Annotated in this window: 21 protein-coding genes and 1 pseudogene; 10 read left to right on the plus strand and 12 right to left on the minus strand. The window is 64.5% G+C overall.

What is annotated here, in order from left to right:
* Positions 1 to 105: 105 nt before the first annotated feature.
* From OSH12_RS06390 to OSH12_RS06400, 3 genes are all read left to right on the plus strand, one after another.
* Entirely contained in the window at positions 106 to 1,239 is a 1,134-nt protein-coding gene (locus OSH12_RS06390) for a pyridoxal-phosphate-dependent aminotransferase family protein (RefSeq protein ID WP_266342693.1), read from the plus strand.
* A gap of 161 nt (positions 1,240 to 1,400) precedes the next feature.
* Positions 1,401 to 2,771: an LLM class flavin-dependent oxidoreductase gene (locus OSH12_RS06395; protein WP_266342694.1), complete on the plus strand. Its 1,371-nt coding sequence runs from the start codon at positions 1,401 to 1,403 to the stop codon at positions 2,769 to 2,771.
* 141 nt (positions 2,772 to 2,912) lie between these two features.
* Positions 2,913 to 4,091 carry a M24 family metallopeptidase gene (locus OSH12_RS06400; RefSeq protein WP_266342695.1) on the plus strand — a complete coding sequence of 393 codons (1,179 nt, stop codon included), beginning with the start codon at positions 2,913 to 2,915 and terminating at the stop codon, positions 4,089 to 4,091.
* Positions 4,092 to 4,094: 3 nt separating this feature from the next.
* Here the strand turns inward: OSH12_RS06400 and choV are convergent, their stop codons facing one another.
* The 3 genes from choV to OSH12_RS06415 all read right to left on the minus strand — a co-directional run bounded on the left by choV (position 4,095) and on the right by OSH12_RS06415 (position 7,194).
* Entirely contained in the window at positions 4,095 to 5,273 is a 1,179-nt protein-coding gene (gene choV / locus OSH12_RS06405) for a choline ABC transporter ATP-binding protein (RefSeq protein ID WP_266342696.1), read from the minus strand.
* Positions 5,274 to 5,275: 2 nt separating this feature from the next.
* Complete coding sequence (choW, locus tag OSH12_RS06410) at positions 5,276 to 6,127, minus strand: choline ABC transporter permease subunit (protein WP_266342697.1); 852 nt, start codon at positions 6,125 to 6,127, stop codon at positions 5,276 to 5,278.
* A 116-nt stretch (positions 6,128 to 6,243) separates the two neighbouring features.
* Entirely contained in the window at positions 6,244 to 7,194 is a 951-nt protein-coding gene (locus OSH12_RS06415; RefSeq protein WP_266342698.1) for a choline ABC transporter substrate-binding protein, read from the minus strand.
* 313 nt (positions 7,195 to 7,507) lie between these two features.
* Between OSH12_RS06415 and betI the strand changes: the two are divergent.
* Positions 7,508 to 8,125, plus strand: a pseudogene (betI, locus tag OSH12_RS06420) (choline-binding transcriptional repressor BetI); the annotation flags it as partial.
* A gap of 81 nt (positions 8,126 to 8,206) precedes the next feature.
* Entirely contained in the window at positions 8,207 to 9,643 is a 1,437-nt protein-coding gene (gene betB, locus OSH12_RS06425; RefSeq protein WP_266343336.1) for a betaine-aldehyde dehydrogenase, read from the plus strand.
* Here the strand turns inward: betB and OSH12_RS06430 are convergent.
* From OSH12_RS06430 to OSH12_RS06445, 4 genes are all read right to left on the minus strand, one after another.
* Positions 9,640 to 10,215, minus strand: a complete 576-nt coding sequence (locus OSH12_RS06430) for a sarcosine oxidase subunit gamma (RefSeq protein WP_266342699.1) — start codon at positions 10,213 to 10,215, stop codon at positions 9,640 to 9,642. The two genes, betB and OSH12_RS06430, sit on opposite strands and share 4 nt — an antisense overlap.
* Positions 10,208 to 13,195, minus strand: coding sequence for a sarcosine oxidase subunit alpha family protein (locus OSH12_RS06435; RefSeq protein WP_266342700.1), 2,988 nt, complete (start codon positions 13,193 to 13,195; stop codon positions 10,208 to 10,210). Before OSH12_RS06435 ends, OSH12_RS06430 begins: the two co-directional genes overlap by 8 nt.
* Entirely contained in the window at positions 13,195 to 13,479 is a 285-nt protein-coding gene (locus tag OSH12_RS06440; protein WP_266342701.1) for a sarcosine oxidase subunit delta, read from the minus strand. The genes OSH12_RS06435 and OSH12_RS06440 overlap by 1 nt, the downstream gene beginning before the upstream one ends.
* Before the next feature lie 194 nt (positions 13,480 to 13,673).
* The gene (locus OSH12_RS06445) at positions 13,674 to 14,927 is read right to left on the minus strand and encodes a sarcosine oxidase subunit beta family protein (RefSeq protein WP_266342702.1); all 1,254 of its coding nucleotides are present in this window, start codon (positions 14,925 to 14,927) and stop codon (positions 13,674 to 13,676) included.
* Positions 14,928 to 15,154: 227 nt separating this feature from the next.
* On the opposite strand from OSH12_RS06445, the gene OSH12_RS06450 reads away from it, so the two are divergent.
* The gene (locus OSH12_RS06450; RefSeq protein WP_266342703.1) at positions 15,155 to 15,820 is read left to right on the plus strand and encodes a hypothetical protein; all 666 of its coding nucleotides are present in this window, start codon (positions 15,155 to 15,157) and stop codon (positions 15,818 to 15,820) included.
* Positions 15,821 to 16,459: 639 nt separating this feature from the next.
* Positions 16,460 to 16,642, plus strand: coding sequence for a hypothetical protein (locus tag OSH12_RS06455; RefSeq protein ID WP_266342704.1), 183 nt, complete (start codon positions 16,460 to 16,462; stop codon positions 16,640 to 16,642).
* Between the two features lie 164 nt (positions 16,643 to 16,806).
* Here OSH12_RS06455 and OSH12_RS06460 read toward each other — a convergent pair whose 3' ends face one another.
* The 3 genes from OSH12_RS06460 to OSH12_RS06470 form a co-directional block, all read right to left on the minus strand.
* Positions 16,807 to 17,157, minus strand: a complete 351-nt coding sequence (locus OSH12_RS06460) for an MmcQ/YjbR family DNA-binding protein (RefSeq protein ID WP_266342705.1) — start codon at positions 17,155 to 17,157, stop codon at positions 16,807 to 16,809.
* Positions 17,158 to 17,184: 27 nt separating this feature from the next.
* Positions 17,185 to 18,270: a transporter substrate-binding domain-containing protein gene (locus tag OSH12_RS06465; protein ID WP_266342706.1), complete on the minus strand. Its 1,086-nt coding sequence runs from the start codon at positions 18,268 to 18,270 to the stop codon at positions 17,185 to 17,187.
* 160 nt (positions 18,271 to 18,430) lie between these two features.
* A complete protein-coding gene (locus tag OSH12_RS06470; protein WP_266342707.1) occupies positions 18,431 to 19,708 on the minus strand; it encodes an L-fuconate dehydratase in 1,278 nt (425 codons plus the stop codon).
* A 335-nt stretch (positions 19,709 to 20,043) separates the two neighbouring features.
* Between OSH12_RS06470 and OSH12_RS06475 the strand changes: the two genes are divergently transcribed.
* Entirely contained in the window at positions 20,044 to 20,319 is a 276-nt protein-coding gene (locus OSH12_RS06475) for a hypothetical protein (protein WP_266342708.1), read from the plus strand.
* A 68-nt stretch (positions 20,320 to 20,387) separates the two neighbouring features.
* Here OSH12_RS06475 and OSH12_RS06480 read toward each other — a convergent pair whose 3' ends face one another.
* Entirely contained in the window at positions 20,388 to 21,455 is a 1,068-nt protein-coding gene (locus OSH12_RS06480; RefSeq protein ID WP_266342709.1) for a D-TA family PLP-dependent enzyme, read from the minus strand.
* A 155-nt stretch (positions 21,456 to 21,610) separates the two neighbouring features.
* The gene (locus OSH12_RS06485) at positions 21,611 to 22,372 is read right to left on the minus strand and encodes an SDR family oxidoreductase (RefSeq protein ID WP_266343337.1); all 762 of its coding nucleotides are present in this window, start codon (positions 22,370 to 22,372) and stop codon (positions 21,611 to 21,613) included.
* A 180-nt stretch (positions 22,373 to 22,552) separates the two neighbouring features.
* Between OSH12_RS06485 and OSH12_RS06490 the strand changes: the two genes are divergently transcribed.
* Entirely contained in the window at positions 22,553 to 22,927 is a 375-nt protein-coding gene (locus OSH12_RS06490; RefSeq protein WP_266342710.1) for a RidA family protein, read from the plus strand.
* A 96-nt stretch (positions 22,928 to 23,023) separates the two neighbouring features.
* Complete coding sequence (locus tag OSH12_RS06495) at positions 23,024 to 24,496, plus strand: M81 family metallopeptidase (protein WP_266342711.1); 1,473 nt, start codon at positions 23,024 to 23,026, stop codon at positions 24,494 to 24,496.
* Positions 24,497 to 24,533: the final 37 nt, after the last annotated feature.

Consider the following 24,533-nt stretch of genomic DNA (forward strand, 5'->3'; position numbering starts at 1 on the left):
GGCCCTCCCCAAACCCTCGCCCGGAGCTTCGTCCCAACCTCTCGCTCCGGGAGCGTTGAAAAGCCAGGTTCCCCCGGACTTGGCCACAGCAAGAGACAAAAATCGATGACCGAGTTCTCCGCCGAAGACCTGCTCGATCCGCCCAATTATCCCAATGTCGGCTATGCCGTTTTGGCCGACCGGATCGGCGCGGTGATGCGAAGCTTTGACGATGTCGTCTTCGTGCAGGCGGAAGCGGTCGTGGCGCTGGAAGCGGTCGCGGCCAGCCTCGCCAAGCCTGGCCTCAAGGTGCTCAATGTCGTCACCAGCCTGTATGGCGACTATTTCGCGGCCTGGCTGCGCCGGGGCGGCGCTATTGTCGAGAATGTCGTGGCAGAGCTTGGCCGGCCCGTCGATCTCGCGCTCTTCCAGGCCACCCTCGACGCCATGGAAAAGATCGATGCTGTCGTGCTGGTGCACGGCGAGGCGGCCAATGGCGTGCTGAACCCGCTGCCGGAGATCGCCGAAGCCGCCAAGGCGCGCGGCGCGCTGCTGGTGGTCGACGCGGTCGCCTCGATCGGCGCGCATCAATTCGAAGTCCAGACACTCGGCATAGACATCGCCGTCATCGGCCCGCAGAAGGGGCTCGGTGGCCCGGCCGGCCTTTCCGCGATTTCGATCAGCGAGGCGGCCTGGGCCAAGATCGCCGAGGAACCGGCGCTGCGCCTCTCGACGCTGTCGCTGCTCGACCTCAAGGAGAAATGGCTGGATACCGGCGCCGATGCGCTGCCCGGCACGCCGGCGCCGCTGGAATTCTGGGCGCTCGACGCCGCGCTCGACCGGATCGATGCGGAAGAGCAGGGCGTCGAGACGGTGGTTGAGCGCCATCAACTGGCGACCAAGGCGACGCGCGCCGGCATTCGCGCGCTCGGCGTTCCGCTCTGGATCGAGGATGACGCTTCGGCCTCGGCGCTGGTGACGGCGGTGCCTGTTCCCGCCGGCATCGAGCCGCAGGCGCTGGTCGCGGCGGCGGGAGAGTTCGAGGGCTCGGCGATCAGCCCCGGCGTCGGCGGCGTCGAGCATCTGCTGGTTCGCCTCAACCATACCGGGCTCCGCGCCGCCTACCGGCCGGTGCTCGCCAATGTCGTCGCCTTTGGCCAGGCGCTCGCCGCGCTCGGCCAGAGCGTCAACCTCGAGGCTGCGATCGAGGCGGTGGCCAAGACCTATCAGGACGCCGAGCCAGCGGGGTCGACGGGGTGATGCAGTTCTTCACCTCTCCCTGAGGGAGAGGTCGGAGCGAAGCTCCGGGTGAGGGTTTAGGAACTCTCCGGTAAGGCCGTAAACCCTCACCCGCCGCACTTTGTGCGTCGACCTCTCCCTCAGGGAGAGGTGAAGTAACGAGACAGCACTGGGAATCGCCCATGACCGCCCGAACGATCCATCTGAACGCCTTCGAGAACTGCTCGCCGGTCAACATCTCCTCCGGCCTGTGGCGTCATCCGGAAGACCAGTCGCACCGCTACAAGGATCTTTCTTACTGGACCGAGCTTGCGACCATGCTGGAAGTGGCCGGCTTCGACTCGATCTTCCTCGCCGACGTGCTCGGCATGCTCGACGTCTATCAGGGCAAGCCGGATGGAGCGCTCAAGACCGCGACGCAGGTGCCGATCAACGATCCGCTGTCGATTATCTCCGCCATGGCGGCGGTGACCAGGAATCTCGGCTTCGCCGCGACCGTCTCGCTCACCTACGAGCAGCCCTATAGCTTCGCCCGCAAGATGACGAGCCTCGACCATGCCAGCCAGGGCCGCGTTGGTTGGAACATCGTCACCTCCTATCTCGACAGCGCCGCCCGCAATCTCGGCCGTGGCGAGCAGCTTTCGCATGACGAGCGCTATGATCGCGGCGACGAGTTCATGGAGGTTCTCTACAAGCTCTGGGAAGGCTCGTGGGAGGACGATGCGGTCGTCATCGACAAGGCGCGGGGCGTCTATGTCGACCCGGCCAAGGTGCATCCGATCGCGCATCAGGGCCGTTATTTCAACGTGCCGGACGCCTTCATCGCCGAGCCGTCGCCGCAGCGGACGCCGGTGCTGTTCCAGGCAGGCTCCTCGTCGCGCGGCCAGCAATTCGCCGCGACCCATTCGGAAGGCGTCTTCGTGCATGGCACGCGGCCGGAGGTGATCGCACCCGTCGTCGCCAATGTGCGCGCCCGCGCGGCGGCGCTCGGCCGCGACCCGCGCAGCATCAAGGCCTTCGCCGTCACCACCATCATCGCCGCCGAGACGGATGGCGAGGCGGAGGAAAAATATGCCGAGCTGCTGTCCTATGCCGATTACGAAGGCGCGATGGTGCAGTTCGCCGGGCCGCTCGGGGTCGACGTGTCGAAATTCGATCCCGACCAGCCGCTGACCGAGATCAACCCGAACGCCGCGCATTTCGCCCGGCACCTGTTTTCGGACGCCGATCCCGACACCGTCTGGACGTTGCGCGACATCGCCCACTACATGGGCGTCGGCGGCATGGGGCCGAAATTCGTCGGCTCCGGCAAGACCATCGTTGACGAGATGGAGCGCTGGGCCGAGATCGCCGATCTCGACGGCTTCAACATCACCTACGCCATCCGCCCCGGCACCTTCGTCGATACGGTGAAACATGTCGTGCCGGAACTGCGCCGCCGCGGACTGATGCGTGCCGAGCATGAGGGCTCGACCTTCCGCGAGCGCCTCTATGGCGCCGGGCAGAAGCAGCTTCGCGACGACCACCCGGGAAGGAAGTACCGGCGGGGGTAGGGGGCGCTCAAAAACCCTCTCCCTCTGGGAGAGGGTTGGGTGAGGGCCTTTCCATCCCCGTTCGGCCGATGAACAAGCAAGACCCTCACCCCACCCTCTCCCAAGGGGAGAGGGAGTCCGACAGAGCTTGGAAAGACCGCCATGTTCAATCTCGACGCCGCCCAGCGCTTCATGCAGGCCGAGGGCATCGATGCCTGGCTGCTGGTCGACTATCGCGGCAGCAATCCGCTGCTCTGGCACATCCTCGGCATCGTCCGGAACCCGACCCGGCGAGCCTTCCTGATCGTGCCGCGAAACGGTCAGCCGGTATTGCTGATCCACACGGTCGACCAGTTCTTCTTCCACGATGTCGACATCGAGAAGCGGATCTTTCGCGGCTGGGTCGAGATGCGGGCGATGCTGCGCGATCTGCTCGGACCGGCGCGGCGGCTCGCGCTCGAATATTCGGAAGGGGGCGGCGTGCCGACCGTCGCCTGGGTCGATGCCGGTACGGTCGAGTGGCTCCGGAGCTGGGACTACGAGATCGTCACCTCGGCCGATCTATTCCAGGTCTCGGCCGCCGCCTGGGACGACTTCGCGATCGAAAGCCACAAGCGCGCCTGTGTCGTCGTCGCCGGCATCAAGGACGACGCCTTCGACCGCGCGAAAACAGCCATCAGGGTTAACGAACCGCTAACAGAATATCAGCTTCAGCAGTTCATCGTCTCCGAGTTCGACCGCCTCGGGCTGGAGACGGAAGGCCAGCCGGTCGTGCAGGTCAACGGCCATTCCGGCATCGTCTCCTACGAGCCGAAGCCGGAGGGATCGGCAACGATCGGCGCCGGCGACTGGCTGCTGATCGATTTCTGGGCGCGCTATCCCGGCGAGCGCAATGTCTATTCCGACATCGCCTGGGGCGCCTATGCCGGCGCTGTCATCCCGGAAAAGCTGCAGGCGATCTTCGACATCGTCCGCCGCGCCCGCGACGGCGCGCTGCAAGCGATTGAAAAGGCTTGGGTATCCGGCGATGTCCTGGAGGGCTGGCAGGTCGACGACGTTGCACGCGGCATCATCGCGGCGGCCGGCTATGGCGACCATTTCCACCACCGCACCGGCCATAGCATGGGCCCGGGCAAGCGGCTGCATGGCCTTGGCGTCAATCTCGACAACCTCGAGACCCACGACACCCGCCGGATCCTGCCGCGCACCGGCTTTTCCATTGAGCCGGCGATCTATTTGCCGGAATTCGGCGTCCGGCTCGAGATCAACGTCTTCCTTGATCCATTCGCCGGACCGACCGTGACGACGCCAACGCAAACCGAAATCGTTCGCCTTATCTAGGACTTACGCGCTGCGACGGAGCAGACTGGCATAGATCTCGTCATCACCGCAAAGGCCGGCAAGTCGGCCCGCCTGGTCGACGAAGATGATCGGATGGTCCGACTGTCGCTTCAGGGCGATGGCCACATTGAGCTTCAGATCGACCGGCGCGATGATGATATCGCAGGGTGTATCGAAAGCGGCCGCATTGCCGTTGACCCGGCCCAGCTTGCCTTCGCGGCCATTCACATCGACGCTGATCGGGCAATCGCCCGCATCGACGCGCATCCGCACCAGGCCATCACGATCGAGCAGCACCGTGCCGTCGTCACGTCGCACCGAGCACGCCGGCGTCATCACCGAACCGCCGCGAAGCACGTTCAACGGGTTGGTATGCTTGACGAATTCGGCGACATAAGGCGTAGCTGGACGGAGCAATATGTCTTCCGCCGTGCCGGCCTGGACGATGCGGCCGCCCTCCATGATGGCGATCTTGTTGCCGATCTTCATCGCTTCGTCGAGGTCATGGCTGACGAACACGATGGTCTTCTGGATCCGGCTCTGCAGGCTCAGCAACTCGTCCTGCATCTTGTCGCGGATCAGTGGATCGAGCGCCGAAAAAGGCTCATCCATCAAGAGGATATCGGCATCGGTCGCAAAAGCGCGGGCCAGTCCGACCCGCTGCTGCATTCCTCCAGAAAGCTCATGCACATGCTTGTCGGCCCATTGCGTCAGGCCGACCATGGCCAGCTTCTCGTCGACGATGCGCTTGCGCTCGTTCTTCGGAATGCCGCGTATTTCCAGGCCGAAACCGACATTATCGCGCACCGAGCGCCAGGGCAGCAGGCCGAATTGCTGGAACACCATGGAGACGGTGCGCATGCGGATCTCGCGCAGCGTGGCATCGCTACAGGTTGCGACATCGACCGCCGCGCCGTCATGCGAGACCAAGACGCTGCCCCGCGCCACTGGGTTGAGGCCGTTGACCGCGCGCAGAACCGTGGATTTCCCGGAACCGGAAAGGCCCATCAGAACGCAGATCTCGCCACGTTCGACCTGGAGGTCGATACCGGCTGCACCCAGAATCGCGCCGGTTTCCGCCAAAATTTCTTCGCGGGTCGCCTGGCGATCCATCAGCGCCAGCGCATCCTTCTGACGGTTGCCGAAGACGATATCGACATTGCGAAGCTCGATCGCTGACATGGTCACTTCCCCGCCGTCTTGCGTTCGGGCCGCTTGCAGACCCGGTCGAGCACGATGGCGAGCAGGACGATGGCGGCCCCTGCCTCGAAGCCCATGCCGATATTGACGGAATTGAGCGCGCGAACCACCGGCTTGCCCAGTCCGTCGGCGCCGACGAGGGCGGCTATCACCACCATGGAAAGCGACAGCATGATGCACTGCGTCACGCCGGCCATGATGGTCGGCATCGCATGGGGTAGCTCCACCTTGTAGAGCAACTGCCGCTTCGTGGCGCCGAACGCCTTGCCAGCTTCCTGCAATTGCGTCGGGACCGTCGAAATGCCGAGATGGGTCAACCGGATAGGGGCGGGAAGGGCGAAGATCACGGTCGAGATCAGACCCGGCACGGCGCCGAGGCCAAACAGCACCAACGTCGGGATCAGGTAGACGAAGGTCGGGATCGTCTGCATCAGGTCGAGGATCGGGCGGATGGCGGCATAGAGCCAGGGTCGGTGCGCAGCGGCGATGCCGATCGGCACGCCGATGACGACGCAGACGACCGTTGCCCAGATCACCAGCGACAGTGTCTCCAGTGTTGGCTGCCAGTAACCGAGATTGATCACCAGCAGGAAGGCAATGACGGTGAAGGCGGTGAGCTTGATCGAGCGGTGCAGCGCGTAGGCGATCGCCCCGAAGATGGCGATCAGCAGCAGCGGTGGCGTCATCAGCAGGAGGCTGGTCAATCCATCGATCAGTGAGCCGAGGACCAGCGAGATGAAGTCGAAGAGCCACTGGGCATGCAGGTTCAGGAAGTCGACGAAGGACTTGATCCAGGCGCCCAACGGGATCTTGTGCTCGGTCAGCCAGCTATACATGCGAAAAAGGTCTCCGGTGGCCGTTAAGGCCGTCCGGGCGAACGACACGTCGCCCGGTCATTTGGCATTCGATGACGACGCCGGCGGGCCGGCGTCGTCAGAAAATCATGTCTCGATCAGAGGCCGAGGCTCGCCTTCACGGCCGGCAGGCCGGGCTGGCCGTCGATCGTGTTGACGCCGGCAAGCCAGCCGTCGAGAGCGGCCGGATTGGCCTTGAGCCAGGCGGTCGCCGCCGCGTCGGGATCCAAACCGCCATCAAGGATGCTGGCCATGACCTGGCCTTCGATCGGCAAGGTGAACTTCATGTTCTTGATGAGCGCGCCGACATTCGGGCACTCCTCGATGAAGCCCTTGCGAACGCTGGTCGAAACCGTCGCGCCGCCAAAGTTCGGGCCGAACACGTCATCGCCGCCATCGAGATACTGCATCGGGAACTTCTCGTTCATCGGATGTGGCGCCCAGCCGAGGAAGACGATCGCGTCCTTCTTGCGTCCGGCGCGGTCGACCTGGGACAGCATGCCCTGTTCGCTCGATTCCACCAGCTCGAACGAGCCGAGGCCGAACTTGTCGGCCTTGATCATGTCGAGGATCAGCCGATTGCCGTCATTGCCGGGCTCGATGCCATAGAGCTTGCCGCCCAGCTTATCCTTGAACTTGGCGATATCAGCGAAGGTCTTCAGGCCTTCGTCGAAGAGATAGCTCGGGACCGCCAGCGTATACTTGGCGCCTTCGAGATTGACGCCGACGACTTCGACTGAACCGTCATCCTGATAGGGCTTCAAATCGGCGGCCATCGAGGGCAGCCAGTTGCCGAGGAAGACGTCGATGTCCTTGTTCTTCAGCGAGGCGTAGGTGACCGGCACCGACAGCACCTGCAGCTTGGGCGTATAGCCAAGGCCGGTGAGGATGCGCGAGGTCAGCCCCGTCGTCGCCGAGATATCGGTCCAGCCGACATCGGAGAAACGCACGGTCTTGCAGGCGGCGGGTTCTGCCGCCGAAGCCGTTCCTGCGAGCGCCAGCAGGCAGGTCATGGCAACCATCGACTTGGAAATTACCGAATTCAGCATTCTTTACTTCTCCCAGCATGCGGCCCCGTCAGGCGACCGCCGGATGGGCAAGCATAGCGCAGCAAGCGACGCGATGAAGCGTCGTAGCGACGGATCGAATGATAGTCTCCGTGGCGATGTGTCCACCACTCTTTGTTTTGTGTCAAACCGAGGCGCACGCATTTGTTGTGCCTGGTTCGTTGAATGGTCATTCAATTCTATAATTCCGCAGTTTTATGCCATTTAAATGACGAAATTTTCTTTCGAATCCGAATTTCGATGTCAGTTCGGGTGATGGTGGTCGGTGCTTTGATTGTGCGTTCAATCGCGATAAATGACGGTGGACCGTTCGAAGACGGAAAGGGATGCATTGGCCGAGACAAGTTCTGCCCGGATCGAAGCTGAGGATGTCCGCCGCCGCCAGTTGATCGAGGCAACGATCGAATCATTGGCCGAGGTCGGTTTCGCCGCCTGCACGCTGATGGACATCGGCCGTCGGGCGGGTGTCTCGCCGGGTCTGGTCGCGCATTATTTCGGCGACAAGGAAGGGCTGCTTGAGGCCACTTTGCGCCATTTGGCCGGCCGCCTCTCAAGGCTTGTCTCGGTGCGGCTCGCACAGGCGCGGACGCCGCGCGAGCGCATACAGGCCGTGATCGACGCCAATCTCGCGCCGGAGGAGTTTGACCGGCGGACAGCCAGCGTCTGGCTCGCCTTTTGGGGTCAGGTCATTCATTCGGCCCGCTTCAAGCGCGTCCAGAACGTCTATCAGCGCCGGATGCTGTCCAATCTGCGCCACGGCTTGAAGCAGATCGTGCCGGCGCGGGAGGCGCAATCGATCGCCGTCGCGATTGCCGCGGTGATCGACGGGCTCTGGCTGCGCGAGACGCTGGCGGCGGAAGGCGAGCCGGAAAGCGCCGGAGCGCGCGCCATCGCCACTGCCTTCGTCGATGCGCAACTGGCAGCCGTCCGTTCGCGCGCACCCGCTCTTGAACCGGTCATCCAGACCGCTCGCAACGGCCTCCTTCGCAATCATATCGGCGGTCGTGCCCATCCGGCCTTGGAGGGGCGCAGCTTCCCCTCGATCAATCCGGCGACGGGCGAAACACTGGCCGAGATCGAGATTTCAGGTCCGGCGGAAATCGAGGCGGCGGTCGCCAGCGCGAAAATCGGCCAAAAGATCTGGGCGGCAATGACCGGCAGCCAGCGCGGCCAGATCCTGAAGCGCGTCGCCAGCCTGCTGCGCGAGCGCAACGACGAACTGGCGCGGCTGGAGACGCTCGATACCGGCAAGCCGATCCAGGAAACCTCCGTCGTTGATGTTGTCTCCGGTGCGGATTGCATCGACTATTTCGCGGGGCTGGCGGGTGCCATCACCGGCGAGCATGTCGATCTCGGACCGGAGGCCTTTGGCTATACCCGGCGCGAACCGCTTGGTGTCGTTGCCGGCATCGGTGCCTGGAACTATCCGCTGCAAATCGCCTGCTGGAAAGCGGCCCCTGCACTGGCCGCCGGCAACGCCATGATTTTCAAGCCGGCCGAACTGACGCCGCTGACGGCGATCAAGCTGGCGGAGATCATGACGGAGGCCGGTGTCCCGGACGGTGTCTTCAACGTCGTGCAGGGCTTTGCCGAGACGGGGCGTCTGCTGACGCGCCATCCTGATATCGCCAAGATCTCGTTGACCGGCGAAGTCGGTACCGGGCGAAAGGTCATGGCGGACGCAGCGGAGACATTGAAGCCGGTGACGCTGGAACTTGGTGGCAAGTCGCCGCTACTCATCTTCGAAGATGCCAATCTCGATGATGCGGTGTCCGGCGCGCTGCTCGCCAATTTCTATTCCGCCGGTCAGGTCTGTTCGAACGGCACGCGTGTCTTCGTGCAGGAGAGCGTTCGCGAAGCGTTTCTCGAAAAGCTCGTCGCTCGGACCAACCGCATGGTTGTCGGCAATCCGCTCGACCCGAAAACCCAGATGGGTGCGCTGATCTCGGAAGCGCATCTGCAAAAGGTGCTCGGCTATATCGAGCGCGGCAAGACGGAGGGGGCGAAGCTCCTGACTGGCGGTCACCGCGTCGTCGATGGCGCCTTGGCAAAGGGCGCCTTCGTCGCGCCGACGATTTTTGACGGCTGTTCCGACGACATGGTGATCGTGCGCGAGGAAATATTTGGCCCGGTCATGGCCGTACTCTCGTTTGCGGACGAGGACGAAGGGGTTGCGCGGGCTAACGATACGCTGTTCGGCCTCGCTGCCGGGGTTTTCACGCGCGATCTGGCGCGTGGGCATCGTGTCATCGCCCGGCTTCAGGCCGGAACCTGCTGGATCAACCACTACAACGTCACGCCGATCGAGCTTCCCTTCGGCGGCACCAAGCAATCCGGCCTCGGCCGCGAAAACTCGAAGGCGGCGCTGGATCACTACACCCAGTTGAAGAGCGTCTACGTCAATCTCGGATCTATCGACGCGCCCTATTAGGTCTGCGCTCCGTCGAAATCCCGCGCCGCTTCCAGCAGGAAGCCGTGCACATAGGGGGCGAAGGAACGCCAGCATTCGACCCGGTATGTCGGCGCGTCATCCTCGCGGATCAGCACGATTTCCGCCTTGCCGAGCAGGGTGCGGGTTGCGAAGCCGGTCGGGAACGCCGCCGCTGCCAGATCCAGCGGGCAGCCGGCGTTGAGCACATCGGCAGCGTGGGCGCCGCGTACCGCGATGCCGACATTGCGATGACTGATCTCGACCAGCGCATGGAATCGCTCGCCGAACGCCTGTGCGATCTCGGCAGCGATCGCCTCGGCCTCTGCCGCGTCCCCGATCAGCAGCCATTCGTCCGGGCCGAGCCGGATCGACCGGCGCGGTCCGGACGAGGCGCTGTTGATGGCAAGATCGAGCGGAAACCCGGCCACAGCGCCCATCTCGGAAGCGAGCGCCGGTCTGAGCCGTAGCGCGAAACGGGCGGCGTCCGGCAATGGCGCGATCTCCGGTGTTCCTGCCGAGGCGGTCGCGGCAAGCGCAGTGGCGCGGGTGACCCTGTTGACGGTCTCAAGCATGGACGCGTTCTCCCGCTGCATCGAAGAACGCCGGCGCGGTTACCGTCGCCTTGGTGAAGCTGCTCGGTGTCGTCACGAAGATCTCGCTGCCGATGCGCTCGCGGCCTCCCTCGACCAGCGCCAGCGCGATCGAACGGTCGCAGGCCGGGCTCCAGTAGCTCGACGTGACATGGCCAAGCGCATGGATCGGGATCGGCTGGTCGCGGTCGGCGACGATCTGCGCGCCCTCATCAAGGACCAGCGTCGGGTCGTCGGTCAGGATGCCGACCAGCTGCTTGCGGCCGGGTGCCTCCAGATCCGGCCGTGCCAGCGAGCGCTTGCCGACGAAATCCGGCTTGGCCCTGGCGATCATGCCACCCAGTCCGAGATCGTCCGGCGTGACGGTGCCGTCGGTTTCCTGGCCGATGATGACGAAGCCGCGCTCGGCGCGCAGAACGTGCATCGTCTCGGTGCCATAGGGCGTCAGCCCAAACGCGCCGCCGCGTGCGAAAATCGCTTCCCAGACGGCGCGGCCATAATCGGCCGGCACATTGATTTCGAAGCCCAGTTCGCCGGTGAAGGAGACGCGGAACAGCCTTGTCGGCACGCCACAGATGAAGCCTGTTCGCACCGCCATATGCGGGAAGGCGTCATTGGCAAGGTCGATGCCGGTGACGAGCGGCGCGATCAGCTCGCGCGCCTTCGGCCCCTGCACGGCGATGACGGCGAATTGCTCGGTGGTCGAGGTCAGGAAGACGTTCAGTTCCGGCCATTCGGTCTGGAGGTAGTCCTCCATATGGGCGAGCACGCGCGGCGCGCCGCCGGTCGTGGTGGTGACGTGGAAACGGTCGACTGCCAGCCGTGCGACGACGCCGTCATCGAGGATGTAGCCATCCTCTTTCAGCATCAGCCCGTAGCGGCAGCGGCCGGGTTCGAGCTTCAGCCAGCCATTGACATAGATGCGGTTCATGAACTCCGCGGCGTCGGGACCGACAATCTCGATCTTGCCGAGCGTGGTGGCGTCGAAGATGCCGACATGCTGGCGCACCGCCGCGCATTCGCGCGCCACCGCCTCATGCAGGTCTTCGTCGCCGCGCGGAAAATACCAGGCCCGTTTCCACAGCCCGACATCCTCGAAGCGCGCGCCCTGTTCTTCGGCCCAGCCATGGACCGGCGTCTTTCGCGCGGGGTCGAACAGGGGGCCGCGCGATGGGCCGATCAGAGTGCCGAAGGTGACCGGGGTATAGGGCGGGCGGAACGTCGTCGTGCCGACCGCGGGCAGGGGCTTTTCCAGAATGCCGGCGACGAGGCCGAGCGCGTTCATGTTCGAGCTCTTGCCCTGGTCCGTCGCCATGCCGGTGGTGGTGTAGCGTTTGACGTGCTCGACGGATTCGAAACCTTCGCGGACGGCGAGGTGGATATCCTTCGCTGTGACGTCGTTCTGGAAATCGATGAACGCTTTGACGCGAGCCGGGTCGGCGTCGGTCGGCAGCACGCGAACCGGAGAGAAGCCGGTGGGCGTCGGCGTCGCCGTGAAGGCGCGGCTGGCGTCGCCTCCCGCTGCGGCGCTGCCGGCGGCAAAGCCTTCGGAGAGGATCTCGCCGAGATCGTAGCGGCCGTTGGCAGCCCCAGCCGAACGCTGGGCCTGGACCGCTTGATCCGGCACGAAGGCATCCAGCGCCGGGTCGAAGCGCAGCTTGCCGCGCGATTGCGAGAACAGATGCACCGATGGAGTCCAGCCGCCCGACATGCCGACGCAATCGGCGGCGAGCGTTTTCCGCGTACCGATCTTCCCTGCCGGGGACAAAGGCGCGACGGCGAGGCCGGTGACGCGCCTGGTCCCCGCCGCGGCAAGGACGGTGTGGCCGGTCAGGACCGTGGCGCCCTTTGCCCGCAACGCGGCCAGCTCCGGTCCGCAATCGCCTTCGGGACGGACATCGACCAGCGTCACGTCGATACCGGCGGCGGCTGCGTCGAGCGCCGCCGCATAGGCCGAGGCACCATTGGTGACAAAGACGACCTTGCGGCCGGGGGCGACGGCATAGCGATTGACGAATACGCGCACACTTTCCGCCAGCAGGATGCCGGGGCGGTCATTGTCGGCGAAAACCAGCGGCCGTTCATGCGCGCCGGTCGCCAGCACGACCTCGCCGGCGCGGACCTGCCACAGCCTTTCACGCGGCAAATGCGCGGGGGCATTGTCGAGGTGGTCGGTGAGGCGCTCGGCAAGCGCGATGTGGTTGTGGTTGTAATAGCCGAAGGCCGTGCTGCGCGGCAGCAGCGTGACGTTGCCGCGCGACCGCAATTCGGCGAGCGCTTCCGCCACCCATGCCTGCGCCGGTTTCCCGTCGATGGCGGAGGTGAGGTCGTGCAGCAGCGTTCCGCCCATCTCGGCCTGTTCGTCGGCGAGGAAGACGCGCTTGCCCGTTTCCGAGCCCGCGAGCGCCGCGGCGAGGCCGGCCGGGCCGGCACCGACCACCAGCACGTCGCAATGCGCATGGCGGTTGGCGTAGCGGTCGGCATCCGGCGCGTCGGGCGCCCGGCCGAGGCCGGCGGCGGCCCGGATCTTCGGTTCATAAACGCTGTCCCAGAACCGGCGCGGCCACATGAAGGTCTTGTAGTAGAAGCCGGCGACGAAGACGGGCGACAGCACATCGTTGATCGCGCCGATGTCGAATTCGAGCGAGGGCCAATGGTTCTGCGAGTGGGTGACGAGCCCGTCGCGGGCTTCCGCTACCGTGGCGCGGTTGTTCGGATCGATCTTGCCGGGACCGCGATCGACCGAAAGCAGCGCGTTCGGTTCATCGGAGCCGTGGCTCAGGAAGCCGCGCGGCCGGTGATATTTGAACGAGCGGCCGACGAAATGGATGTCATGCGCGATCAGCAGCGAGGCGACGGTATCGCCGGCAAAGCCCGCGAGCGTCCTGCCATTGAAGACGATCGAGACCGGCTTCGACCGGTCGACGCGGCCCCCCTTGGGCAAGCGGTTGCGGCCGGCCATCAGGCGCGCCCCCCGCCGATCGGCTTTTCGCCCATCTTGTAGCTCTCCAGGATGCGGTCGCTCACCGTATCGCGCAGCGCATTGAACCAGCGCTGGCAGCCATGTGCATGGTTCCAGCGCTCGGCCATCAGGCCCTTCGGATTAGTCCGGTAGAACAGGAATTCGGCCCAGGCCTGATCGTCGATTGTCTGGGGATCGCTTGGACGGGCGATATGCGCCTCGCCGCCGCCGCGAAATTCGATTTCCGGCCGGTCGCCGCAATAGGGGCAGGGAATGAGCAGCATCTTCGGGCCCCTCTTGAGGGTGAGAACTGACGCTTCACCTCTCCCTGAGGGAGAGGTCGGCTCGAAGAGCCGGGTGAGGGTTTAGGGAATTCTCCGGTGAGACCGTAAACCCTCACCCGCCGCCCCCTGGGCGTCGACCTCTCCCTCAGGGAGAGGTGAAGAATGGCGCTGATGTTTCAAAGCCTGCATCCTGCTCAATGCGCGACGGCGGCGGCGGCCGCTTCGTCGATCAGCCGTCCGGTGCGGAAGCGATCGAGGGTGAAGGGGGCGTTGATCGGATGCGGCTCGCCCTTGGCGATAGTCCAGGCGAAGACGTTGCCGGAGCCGGGCGTCGCCTTGAAGCCGCCGGTGCCCCAGCCGCAATTGACGTAGAGGCCGGGGATCGGCGTCTTGCCGATGATCGGCGAACGGTCGGGCGTCACGTCGACGATGCCGCCCCAGCTCCTGAGCATCCGCATCCGCGAGAATTGCGGGAACAGTTCGCAGATCGCGTCCAGCGTATGGATCGGCACATGCAGGCCGCCCTGCTGGCTGTAGGAGATGTACTGGTCGGTGCCGGCGCCGATCACCAACTCGCCCTTGTCGGATTGCGAGATATAGGCGTGAACGGCGTTCGACATCACCACGCAGGGGAAGACCGGCTTGACCGGCTCGGACACCAGCGCCTGCAACGGGAAGCTTTCGAGCGGCATGCGCAGCCCGGCGCGCGCCATCACCACGCTGGTATGCCCGGCGGCGACGACGCCGACGCGCCTGGTGGCGATGTAACCCTTGGACGTTTCGACGCCTTCGATCGCGCCGCCGGCATCGCGGCGGAAGCCGGTGACCTCGCAATTCTGCAGGATGTCGACGCCCATAGCATCGGCGCCGCGTGCAAAACCCCAGGCGACCGCATCATGCCGCGCCACGCCGCCGCGCCGTTGCAGGGCGGCGCCGACGATCGGATAGCGCAGGTCGGGCGAGATGTTGAGCGGCGGGCAGAACTCCTTCGCCTCGTCCGGCGTCAGCCATTCATTGTCGATGCCGGCCAGCCTGTTGGCGTAGACATGGCGCTTGAAGCTCTGCACGTCGTGGCTGTTATGCGCCAACATCAGCACGCCGCGCTGCGAATACATGACGTTGTAGTTGAGCTCCTGCGACAGCCCGGCCCAGAGCTTCATCGCATGCTCGTAGATCGCCTCGCTCTCCTCATAGAGATAGTTGGAGCGGATGATCGTCGTGTTGCGGCCGGTATTGCCGCCGCCAAGCCAGCCCTTTTCGATCACCGCAATGTTGGTGATGCCGTGTTCTTTGGCGAGGTAATAGGCGGTGGCGAGGCCATGGCCGCCGCCGCCGACGATGACCGCGTCATAGGCGGCCTTGGGCTCGGGAGTGCGCCATTGCCGCTCCCAGCCCTGATGGGCGTTGAAGGCTTCCGAGATCAGCGACTTCAGCGAGAAACGGCGCATGGGGAACCCCGATCGATGTTCGAGCGTGGCACGAAGCGGCTGTCGTTTCCAGTTGCGAGTGACATCGAGACACCCGGCTCTACAATGGCTCAGAAGTGGCCGGAAGACCGCCGGCGCATGCCCGCCGCGATGCGGAATGCACTCGACGCGTGCGTCCGCCAGCCTATATCGCAACGAGTTGCACATCCGTGCGTTGCAGCAAGAGAAACGGTCGAGAGGAGGACGACATGAGACACGCATCCCTGGCGCTTGCGGCATCGATGGCGCTATTGGCCCTGGCTGGGACAGCCAAGGCGCAAGACGCCAGCAGCATGACCTTCTTCATCACGAGCGCCGGTGCCGGCAAAGGGGCCGATCTTGGCGGGCTGGCCGGAGCGGATGCGATCTGCCAGACGCTCGCCGGCAAGGTCGGCGCTGGCTCCAAGACCTGGCGCGCCTATCTCTCGACCCAGGAGGCCGACGGCAAGCCGGCGGTCAACGCGCGCGACCGCATCGGCAAGGGGCCGTGGCAGAACGCCAAAGGTGTCGTCATCGCCAAGGACGTTGCGGACCTGCACGGCGCCAGCAACAATCTGAACAAGGAAACGGCGCTGACCGAGACAGGCGATCCGGTCAAGGGGCGCGGTGACACACCGAACACGCATGACATCCTGACCGGCAGCCAACCGGACGGAACGGCATTCCCCGCAGGGGACGACAAGACCTGCGGCAACTGGACAAAGGGCGGCACGGAGGGCGCGGCCATGCTCGGTCATCATGACCGCGTTGGCCTCAATGACAGCGCGCCGATGAAGTCCTGGAATTCATCGCATCTGTCACGCGGCGGCTGTAATCCCGCGGCCCTTCAAAGCACGGGCGGCGCAGGGCTGTTCTATTGCTTCGCAGCCGACTGACGGGAATGGGGCGAGCGTTGTGGCGTTCGCCCCGACCCAACTGCCTTTGACGGGTGGTGGCCCAGCGCAGTTGCGTGCTGCGCTAGCAAACCGCGCATTACGAGCGTGGTTCGGGCAGGCGGGAGCATGATACCCAACCGTCGACGCGCAGGGCCGCTTGTCAACGATCCGTTAACCTTGGGACTCGAAAAGCCGACCGTACAGGACTCGGTCCGTTCGGATCAGTGGAGAACGACGAGCTGGCTACGGGTCTGGATTTTTTCGATCTTGGGGATCAATTCCTTGTCGTAGATCCGGCGCTGATCGTCATCGAGGATGGTCACGCCATTTTCGATGACCATCCGGATGATCTTGTGCGCAGCGGAACGGGGGCCAATCTGACCCTCATCGACTAGACGATCCAAAGCTGTTGTGAGAAAAATTCGTCGCGACATAATCCGACCACCCTGTCGAGAAGAACAGCCTTAAGAATCGACCTCCTTCGAGATTCGGTCAAGCGATGGTATGGACCCATTCTAAATCGTCCCCCCTCATCCACAAAAAGCTGGGCGATTGCACCGTGTCCCGAGATTATCGATTTTCGTGTCGACGCCTCAAGCAAACCTGCCATAAGTAGGCAGGAACGAAGGAAACCATTGAATGAACAAGAAACTCGCGACGATGCGGGCTCGTCTGGTCGAAGCGCAGCAGAAGCTGATCACGCAGGCCGTCGATGCTGGCGGGCTCCCGACCGACGGCGCGCTTCGCAAGATCTCGGATCTCGAGAATGCCATCATGGCCGTCGAGCACATGATGGAAGACACCGGTCACGCCAAGGGCTGACCGCGACTCTTGATCAGCGTCAGGCGCTGGTCACAGTGAAACGCTGATCACGGTGAAGCGCTGGCGAGCGCAAAGGGGGCCTCCCGCTCCTGTGCGCCTCGTCCGGCCACCGCGCTGCATGGCAAGGGACCACTTGTCATGGCGTGCCCCGAACAAGGTGGGGTTCAGGTGATCCGGCTGGCCAGGCGCTTCGGCGCAATCAGGCGATAGCTCCGACGCACGAGGTCCGCGACCTCGTCCCAATCGGGATCGCCGTCGAGGCGAATGCCGACCCAACCCTTGGGCCCTACATAGGGCGGCACGAAGAAGCGCTCGGGATCGGCGCCCACGAGGATCGACTGGCTGCCTTCCGGCGCCTTGATCCAAACCGAGTCCCGACCATCGCCACGCTTCTCCATGGCGAAGATCTTGCCGTTGACGCGAAAAGTGGGGTCGCCCCACGTCTCCTGCTCCGTCGCTTCGGGTAGGGCGAGACAGATTTCGCGCAACGTATGGATCGGATCTTCGGGCGGCATTGTGGCGTCCCCGCTTTTGGCTAATCGTCAGCGTTCGCCCAGATAGCGGAACAGCGTCTGCTTCCACCAGTCGCTATGGACGGTGTCGAGCAAGACGACGTCGATATCCTTGCGCAGCGGGCTGCCGAGCGGCAGGGCGATGCCGTAATTCTGCGGATCGAAAACGATGTCCAGGACTTCCATCGACGACGAGTAGTCCTGCAGGACGAACCAGGCGAGCAGCGGCTTGTCATAGACAAAGGCGTCGATCTCGCCCGCCCTCAATGCCTTGAGCCCGTCCGGCGGCGTTGGGAAGCCGCGATACTTGATCCGCTGATCGGTAAGGTAGTCGATCGTTGCCGAACCGGCGACGGCACCGACGCGGACCGAGGCGAGATCGTTGGCATTGTTGACCGCGCCCTGCAGCGCACGTGTCGTCAGCGCCGAGGTGACGCCGGCGGTGAAGACGGCGATGGCGATGATCGAAACCGCCATCCAGAGGATGGCGAGCGTCCGTCCGGCAAACGTGATCGGCGAGCGGACGCCGGTGCTGGCCTGCGTCATCGCTTCGGCTGACCACCAGATCGAGGCGCCGATGCCGCGCGCGCCGCCGCCAAAGTGCTCGTTGCGCCGCCGTTCGAAGAACCAGATCATCAGCCCCACCAGCAGGGCGAGCCCGACCAGAGCGCCGACGGCCTGTAAAAAGCCGAAGGACATCATGGTGTTGACGATCGCGCTCCAGCGCGCTGGAGCGCTCAGCGATACGGCGATGCCAAGCCCTGTGCGATAGAAGGGCTGGCTGAAATCGATGATTTCGGCGCGGGGGCCGGTAATGGTGAGGGCTGCGACCGCCGCATCGTATCGGCCGGCGGCCGTGCCTTCGATCAGCCCTTCGACGTTCGGTTCCTCAACCAGCCGGTATTTGAGGTTGAGCTTCTCGGCGATGCGTTGCCAGAGATCGATGCTGATACCGGTCCAGACGCCGTCCGTGCCCTTGATGGCGAAGGGCGCCGCCTGCTTGGTGCCGATGACGAGTTCGCGGGGTGCCGGCGTACTCTCCTGGGACGAAGCCGTCGCGACATGGCCAAGGGCCAGCAAAAGGCCTGTCAGCGCAATGAGAAAGGCCCGCAGCATCGCCCTGTCACCATTTCCCGGTTCGGCACGTTCTGTTCTCGGCACGCGAAGGCATGGTCGACGTCCTGACCGGTTCTACTGGAAGCGGTCAGGATATCCAGTGCTTTGTTCAGGCGTTGGCTCTTGCTGGAAAGCGCCAACGCCTTTTCGTGACTTCGCCTTAGCCGGCGAAGGTGTGGTCAGCGATCGATTCCGCCTTCATCTCGATCGAGAAGCCCGGCATCTTCGGCGGCATGTAGGCCGCGTTCTGGATGTCGCACGGCTCGATGAAGTGCTCATGCAGATGGTCGACATACTCGATCACGCGGCCTTCCTTGGTGCCGGAGACGCAGAGATAGTCGATCATCGACAGGTGCTGGACGTATTCGCACAGACCAACGCCGCCGGCATGCGGCCAAACCGGCTTGCCATACTTGGCGGCCAGCAGAAGAACTGCCAACACTTCGTTCAGGCCACCGATGCGGCAGGCATCGATCTGCACGATGTCGATGGCGTTGCGCATGATGAACTGCTTGAACATGATGCGGTTCTGGCACATTTCGCCGGTCGCGACCTTGATCGGCGCGATGCCCTCGCGGATCTTGCGATGACCCTCGACATCGTCGGGGCTGGTCGGCTCCTCGATGAAGTAGGGCTTGGCGAAGGCGAGTTGCTTGACCCAATCGATCGCCGCGTCGACTTCCCAGACCTGGTTGGCGTCGATCATCAGGAAGCGGTCGGGACCCATCACCTCGCGGGCCGCCTTCAGCCGGCGGATATCGTCCTCGAGATCGCGGCCAACCTTCATCTTGATGTGGTTGAAGCCCTGGTCGACGGCTTCCTGGCAAAGGCGGCGCAGCTTCTCGTCGCTATAGCCCAGCCAGCCGGCCGAGGTGGTGTAGCAGGGATAGCCTTCGCTCTTCAGATTGGCGATCCGCTCGGCCTTGCCGATCTCCGCCTGCTTCAGGATGGCGAGGGCTTCGCTCGGCGTGATGCCGTCGGTCAGGTAGCGGAAGTCGACAATCCTAACGAGTTCTTCCGGCGTCATGTCGGCGACGAGCTGCCAGACAGGCTTCTTGGCTTCCTTGGCCCAGAGATCCCAGGCCGCGTTGACGACCGCGCCGGTGGCGAGATGAATGGCGCCCTTGTCCGGACCGATCCAGCGCAGCTGGCTGTCGCCGGTGATGTGGCGCCAGAAGCGGCCGGGATCTTCCTTGATCCAGTCGAGTTCGAGGCCGATCACCAGATGGTCGAGTGCGCGGATGGCAGCGCAGCAGATCTCGTTGCCGCGACCGATGGTGAAGGTCAGGCCATGGCCGGAGAGTTCCGGGTTGTCGGTATCGAGGATGACATAGGCGGCCGAATAGTCCGGGTCGGGATTCATCGCGTCCGAACCGTCGAGCGATTGCGAGGTCGGGAAACGAAGATCGAAGACGCGAAGGCCAGTAATGCGAGTCATGTTTCTTTGCTTTCGTCTGTCGGCGCAGTCCGGAGAGATCGGTCCGGAATTCACGGTGGAGGGCGCCGTGGTGAATGCGTCCGCCTTCGGATTATTGCAGCATTCGGGATTGGGCAACATTCCCCCGCTGGCTGCGGATACGACCGAATCGGTCGTTTCGTACTCGCCCATCGGAAAGGGATGCGGCATTATTGTGACTGCCGATTCGAGGTTGGGCCCTTAGCCTCGAACGCGACCGGAGAAAATCAGTGCTGTTTCCTCGATTTCGCTCCAAGGAACGAGATGTTCGCAGCGATGTCGAACGCCTGACCCTAGTCCAGAATTCGATTTCCAAAGTGATCAGTGATGTTGAACAGGAGTTGCTCGGTCTGACGGCCCGTATCGAGGATGCGCGCGCGCGTGCCGCCTTCCTCTATGGCGACATGATCGAGGGCGAATCTGACGACAATGCCCGGGATGCCGCGATTCTTGCCGATGCGGAGCGGGTTCTCGTGCGAGGCGACCGCCGGATCGAAGAAATTCACCACAACCTCTCCTTCCTCGTCGACCTGCGCCGGCGCATGACGGCCGAGACCGACCGCCTGCGCGCCTACGAAGCGGAAGGCGAGTGAGGCTCGGCTGAGCGGAGTTCGCCCCGGCAGGCGTCGGGGCGATGGTTCTGTGACTAGCTCGGGGCTGTTCAGTCGACCCGGCCGCGCGCGGCAACCGCGATCGTCTCGACGACATGGTCGCCCGAGATCAGGTTCACCCGGTCGAACAGGTTCGAAACCGGGCAGGCGTGGTTTGGCAGGATGCGCAGCCGATCGCCGACCTTTGGCTTCCTTGCCGAGGCGGAGAAGTCGATGTTGCCGTGCTCTTCGCTGATGCCGTAGATCACCGCATCCGGATAGCCGAGCACCAGTCCGAAGCCCGTCATGCCGAGCAGGTCGCTGGTGAGCGCCTTCGAGCCGGCGTCGATGATGGCCCGGTCCGCGGTCGGGCGGCTGACGACCGTGACGAGAACGGTCAGGGCGCAATCCTCCACGTTGCCGACGCCGCGCGCGACCAGCGAGCGGTCGAGATAGATGTAGGTGCCGGGGCGGTATTCCGTGGCGACGGTCGTCTCATGTGCGCGCCAGATGTCGGGCGTGCCGCCGGTCGAAATCGTCCTGGCCGGCAGGCCAGCGGCCGCGAGCTTTTCGGCAGCCTCTTCCAGCCACTTTCGCGCAGCGGCGGCATCGCCGGCCGGCGGGTAGGTCATCAAGCCGCCGAAGACCAGGCCGGGCTTTGACGCGATGATGCGTGCCAGGGCGACGGCGTCGTCCGGGGTCTGTACGCCACAGCGGCCTGCGCCGGTGTCGCATTCGACCAGGACACTGAGGGGCGCGTCGGGGGAATCCGCAAAGGTCGCTGCATAGCCGTTGACGACGAAGGCGCTGTCGGCCGTGACGGCCAGCGTCACGCGCTTGGCCAGCTCCTTCAGGCGGTAGAGCTTTTCCGGAGCGATCAGATTGTAGGGCAGGAAGATGTCCTCGATGCCCGCATCCGCCATGACCTCGGCTTCGCCGAGCTTCTGGCAGGTGATGCCGATCGCGCCGAGTTCGAGCTGGCGCTTTGCGAAGAACGGCAGCTTGTGGGTCTTGATATGCGGACGCAGGCGAACCCCATGCGCGTCGGCATAATCCTGCGCGCGCTGGAGATTGGCGTTGGCGCGGTCGAGATCGACCAGGACGCACGGGGTTTGCAGCGTATCGATGTGTCTCGGCATGGTGTCCTCGCCTGGTCGCCGGCCGGCGAGCGGCAGCGTTGCGGAAGTCGATTGGCGCAAATGCGCCGGGGCGGAGTTTTGGCGCGCGCGGGTCGTTGGGCGTCCAGAATAGCCGATCCGTTCAATCCGCAAAGGGGTGTGGCAGCAGCGTTCGATCAGCCGCCGATGATGTCGCGGACGAAGCGGAGATTGCCGGCTGTCAGCCCGGCATCGACGGGAATGACCGTGCCGGTGACGCCGCCTGCGAGCGGGGACGCCAGGAAGGCAACCGTGTTGGCGACCTCTTCCGGCGTGACGAGACGGCCGAGCGGATAATGCTGTGCTACCTCGGCGAGCAGGCCGGGGTCCTTGGCGAGTCGATGGTCCCAGGCGGGCGTGCGCACCGAGCCGGGGCAGATGCAATTGGCGCGGACGCCGTCGCGGCCATGCTCGACGGCGATCGCCTTCATATAGGCGACGAGACCGGCCTTGGCGGCCGAATAGGCGGGGTTGCCGTAATGCGCCAGGGCATTGACCGAGGCGATCAGCACGATCGAGCCGCCGCCGGCGGCGATCATCGAGGAGAGGGCAGGGGTGACGAGGTTGTAGGTCCCGGTCAAATTGATCGCCAGCTCGCTGTCCCAAACCTTGCGGTCGACCGACGGCATGGTTTCAGCGCGGGTGTATCCGGCATTGCCGACGAGGGCGTCTGGAGCGCCGCTTCGCGCCACGATCGCAGCGATCGCGTCGGCCGTCGCGTCGGCGTCGGTGAGCTCGAAAACGGAGGTCTCGACGCCGGAAAGCTGCGCCAGCAGATCCGGGTCTCGGTCACAGGCCGTGACGCGCGCGCCAGCGGCCAGGAAAGTCGCGACCAGCGCGCGACCAATGCCGCCGCCCGCCCCGGTGATCACCACATGCTTGTCGTCCAGACCGAACATCATCGTTCCTCCGTTGCCAGCAAGGCTCGGCTGGATCGACGGCGAATGCAATCGGCGAAACGCCCGTTTTTGCCGCTTTCCTGTCGATAATGCAGGCGAACTCCGATAGCGTCGGCGCCGCTACACAGCGATTGCCATCGCCGCCCGGCGGGCGTTCCACCATGCAGAAGGGTCTTGTTCATGAGCAAGTTGAAGATCGTCTACGGCGCCTCGCACGTGCCGCTTTCGCCGGCCGTGCGCGCGGGTGATTTCGTCTACATCTCCGGCCAGGTGCCGACCGATTCCACCGGCACGGTCGTGGCCGGCGGCATCGAGGCGCAGACGAAGCAGACGCTCGAGAACGTCAAGGCAGCCCTGGCTCTGGCCGGTTGCACGATGGACCAGGTCGTGAAGACCTTCGTCATCATCACCGACGCGCGCGACTTCGGCGGCTTCAACAAGACCTACGCCACCTTCTTCCCGACCGAGCCGCCGGCCCGCACCACCGTCGAGGCCCGGCTGATGATCGACATCAAGGTCGAGATCGAAGCCATCGCCTACGCTCCGCAGAGCTAGGATCAACGCGAGGCTCCGGCCCGGCCGGAGCCGCTTCGTCTTCTGTTCGAGCCTCGGATCCGGGATCCGGGGCTCCCGAGCCCGGAACGCCCCATCATGCGCATCTTCACCGCTTCGCTCGCGACCGAAACCAATACGTTTTCGCCGGTTCCGACCGACCGGGCCAGTTTCGAGATGGCGTTCTATGCGGGGCCCGGCCAGCACCCCGAGACGCCGACGCTCTGCTCATCGCCGATGGTGGCGCTGCGCCGGCGGGCCAAGGCGGATGGCATCGACCTGATCGAGGGCACGGCGACCTGGGCCGAACCCGGCGGGCTGCTGCAGCGCCAGACCTTCGAGGCGCTGCGCGATGAAATCCTCGACCAACTCAAGGCAGCCCTGCCCGTCGATGCGGTCGTGCTCGGCCTGCATGGCGCGATGGTGGCGCAGGGCTATGACGATCCCGAGGGGGACCTGCTCGCGCGCATCCGCGAGATGGTTGGCCCCGACGTGCTGATCGCCGCCGAACTCGACCCGCACAGCCATCTGACGGCGAAGCGCGTGGCGAACTCGAACATCCTCGCCGCCTTCCTCGAATTCCCACACACCGATTTCTACGAGCGCGGCGAGCATGTCGTCGATCTCGCCATCCGCACGCTGCGCGGCGAGATCAAGCCGGTGATCTCTACCTTCGACTGCCGGATGATCGACGTGTTCCCGACCAGCCGCGAGCCGATGCGCTCCTTCGTCGACCGGATGAAGGCAATGCACGGCAAGGACGGCATCCTGTCGGTGTCGCTGATCCATGGCTTCATGGCCGGCGACGTGCCGGAGCTTGGCACGCGGATGCTCGTGGTCACCGACAACCGCAAGGCCGAGGGCGATGCGCTGGCCGAAAAGCTCGGCATGGAAATCTTCTCGCTGCGCGGCAAGACGATGATGCCGCAATTCAGCATCGATGCCGGCCTCGACAAGGCGCTGGAGCTCGCCGCGACCAGGCCGGGCAAGCCGGTGGTCATCGCCGACACCTGGGATAATCCCGGCGGCGGCGTCGCCGGCGACGGCACCCTGATCCTGCGCCGCATGATCGAGCGCGGCATCAACAACGTCGCCGTGGCGACGATATGGGACCCGATCGCCGTCACCTTCTGCCTGGCGGCAGGCGAGGGCGCGCATATCCAGCTCCGCTTCGGCGGCAAGGCCGGCCCGGACGGCGGTGCGCCGATCGACGCCATGGTCGAGGTGGTTCGTGCCGTCACGGAGGGCTGGCAGAGTTTTGGCGCCAGCCGGGTCACCTTCGGGCCGACGGCGCTGGTGCGTATCCTCGGCACCGAGATCGACGTGATCCTCAACACCAACCGCACCCAGACCTTCGAGCCCGACGCCTATTCCAATCTCGGCCTCGACCCGCTCTCGAAGGAACTGCTGCTGGTCAAGTCGACCAACCATTTCCACGCCGGATTCCTGCCGATCGCCGCCGAAATCCTCTACATCGACGCCGGCGCGCCTTATGCGTCGAACCCGCGCGTCACCGACTATCGCAAGCTGAACCGGCCGATCTGGCCGCGGGTCGAGAACCCGCACGGCTGACGCATGAAGCGTGTGCGGCGTGACGGTCGCGCCGCAT

Origin of the sequence: Kaistia terrae (assembly GCF_026344005.1) — a bacterium.
Classification (GTDB): Bacteria; Pseudomonadota; Alphaproteobacteria; order Rhizobiales; family Kaistiaceae; genus Kaistia; species Kaistia terrae.

Coding starts and splice junctions, on each gene's coding strand:
- OSH12_RS06390 (WP_266342693.1), top strand. CDS start 106: ATGACCGAGTTCTCCGCCGAAGACCTGCTCGATCCGCCCAATTATCCC.
- OSH12_RS06395 (WP_266342694.1), top strand. CDS start 1,401: ATGACCGCCCGAACGATCCATCTGAACGCCTTCGAGAACTGCTCGCCG.
- OSH12_RS06400 (WP_266342695.1), top strand. CDS start 2,913: ATGTTCAATCTCGACGCCGCCCAGCGCTTCATGCAGGCCGAGGGCATC.
- choV (WP_266342696.1), bottom strand. CDS start 5,273: ATGTCAGCGATCGAGCTTCGCAATGTCGATATCGTCTTCGGCAACCGT.
- choW (WP_266342697.1), bottom strand. CDS start 6,127: ATGTATAGCTGGCTGACCGAGCACAAGATCCCGTTGGGCGCCTGGATC.
- OSH12_RS06415 (WP_266342698.1), bottom strand. CDS start 7,194: ATGCTGAATTCGGTAATTTCCAAGTCGATGGTTGCCATGACCTGCCTG.
- OSH12_RS06430 (WP_266342699.1), bottom strand. CDS start 10,215: ATGCTTGAGACCGTCAACAGGGTCACCCGCGCCACTGCGCTTGCCGCG.
- OSH12_RS06435 (WP_266342700.1), bottom strand. CDS start 13,195: ATGGCCGGCCGCAACCGCTTGCCCAAGGGGGGCCGCGTCGACCGGTCG.
- OSH12_RS06440 (WP_266342701.1), bottom strand. CDS start 13,479: ATGCTGCTCATTCCCTGCCCCTATTGCGGCGACCGGCCGGAAATCGAA.
- OSH12_RS06445 (WP_266342702.1), bottom strand. CDS start 14,927: ATGCGCCGTTTCTCGCTGAAGTCGCTGATCTCGGAAGCCTTCAACGCC.
- OSH12_RS06450 (WP_266342703.1), top strand. CDS start 15,155: ATGAGACACGCATCCCTGGCGCTTGCGGCATCGATGGCGCTATTGGCC.
- OSH12_RS06455 (WP_266342704.1), top strand. CDS start 16,460: ATGAACAAGAAACTCGCGACGATGCGGGCTCGTCTGGTCGAAGCGCAG.
- OSH12_RS06460 (WP_266342705.1), bottom strand. CDS start 17,157: ATGCCGCCCGAAGATCCGATCCATACGTTGCGCGAAATCTGTCTCGCC.
- OSH12_RS06465 (WP_266342706.1), bottom strand. CDS start 18,270: ATGCTGCGGGCCTTTCTCATTGCGCTGACAGGCCTTTTGCTGGCCCTT.
- OSH12_RS06470 (WP_266342707.1), bottom strand. CDS start 19,708: ATGACTCGCATTACTGGCCTTCGCGTCTTCGATCTTCGTTTCCCGACC.
- OSH12_RS06480 (WP_266342709.1), bottom strand. CDS start 21,455: ATGCCGAGACACATCGATACGCTGCAAACCCCGTGCGTCCTGGTCGAT.
- OSH12_RS06485 (WP_266343337.1), bottom strand. CDS start 22,372: ATGTTCGGTCTGGACGACAAGCATGTGGTGATCACCGGGGCGGGCGGC.
- OSH12_RS06490 (WP_266342710.1), top strand. CDS start 22,553: ATGAGCAAGTTGAAGATCGTCTACGGCGCCTCGCACGTGCCGCTTTCG.
- OSH12_RS06495 (WP_266342711.1), top strand. CDS start 23,024: ATGCGCATCTTCACCGCTTCGCTCGCGACCGAAACCAATACGTTTTCG.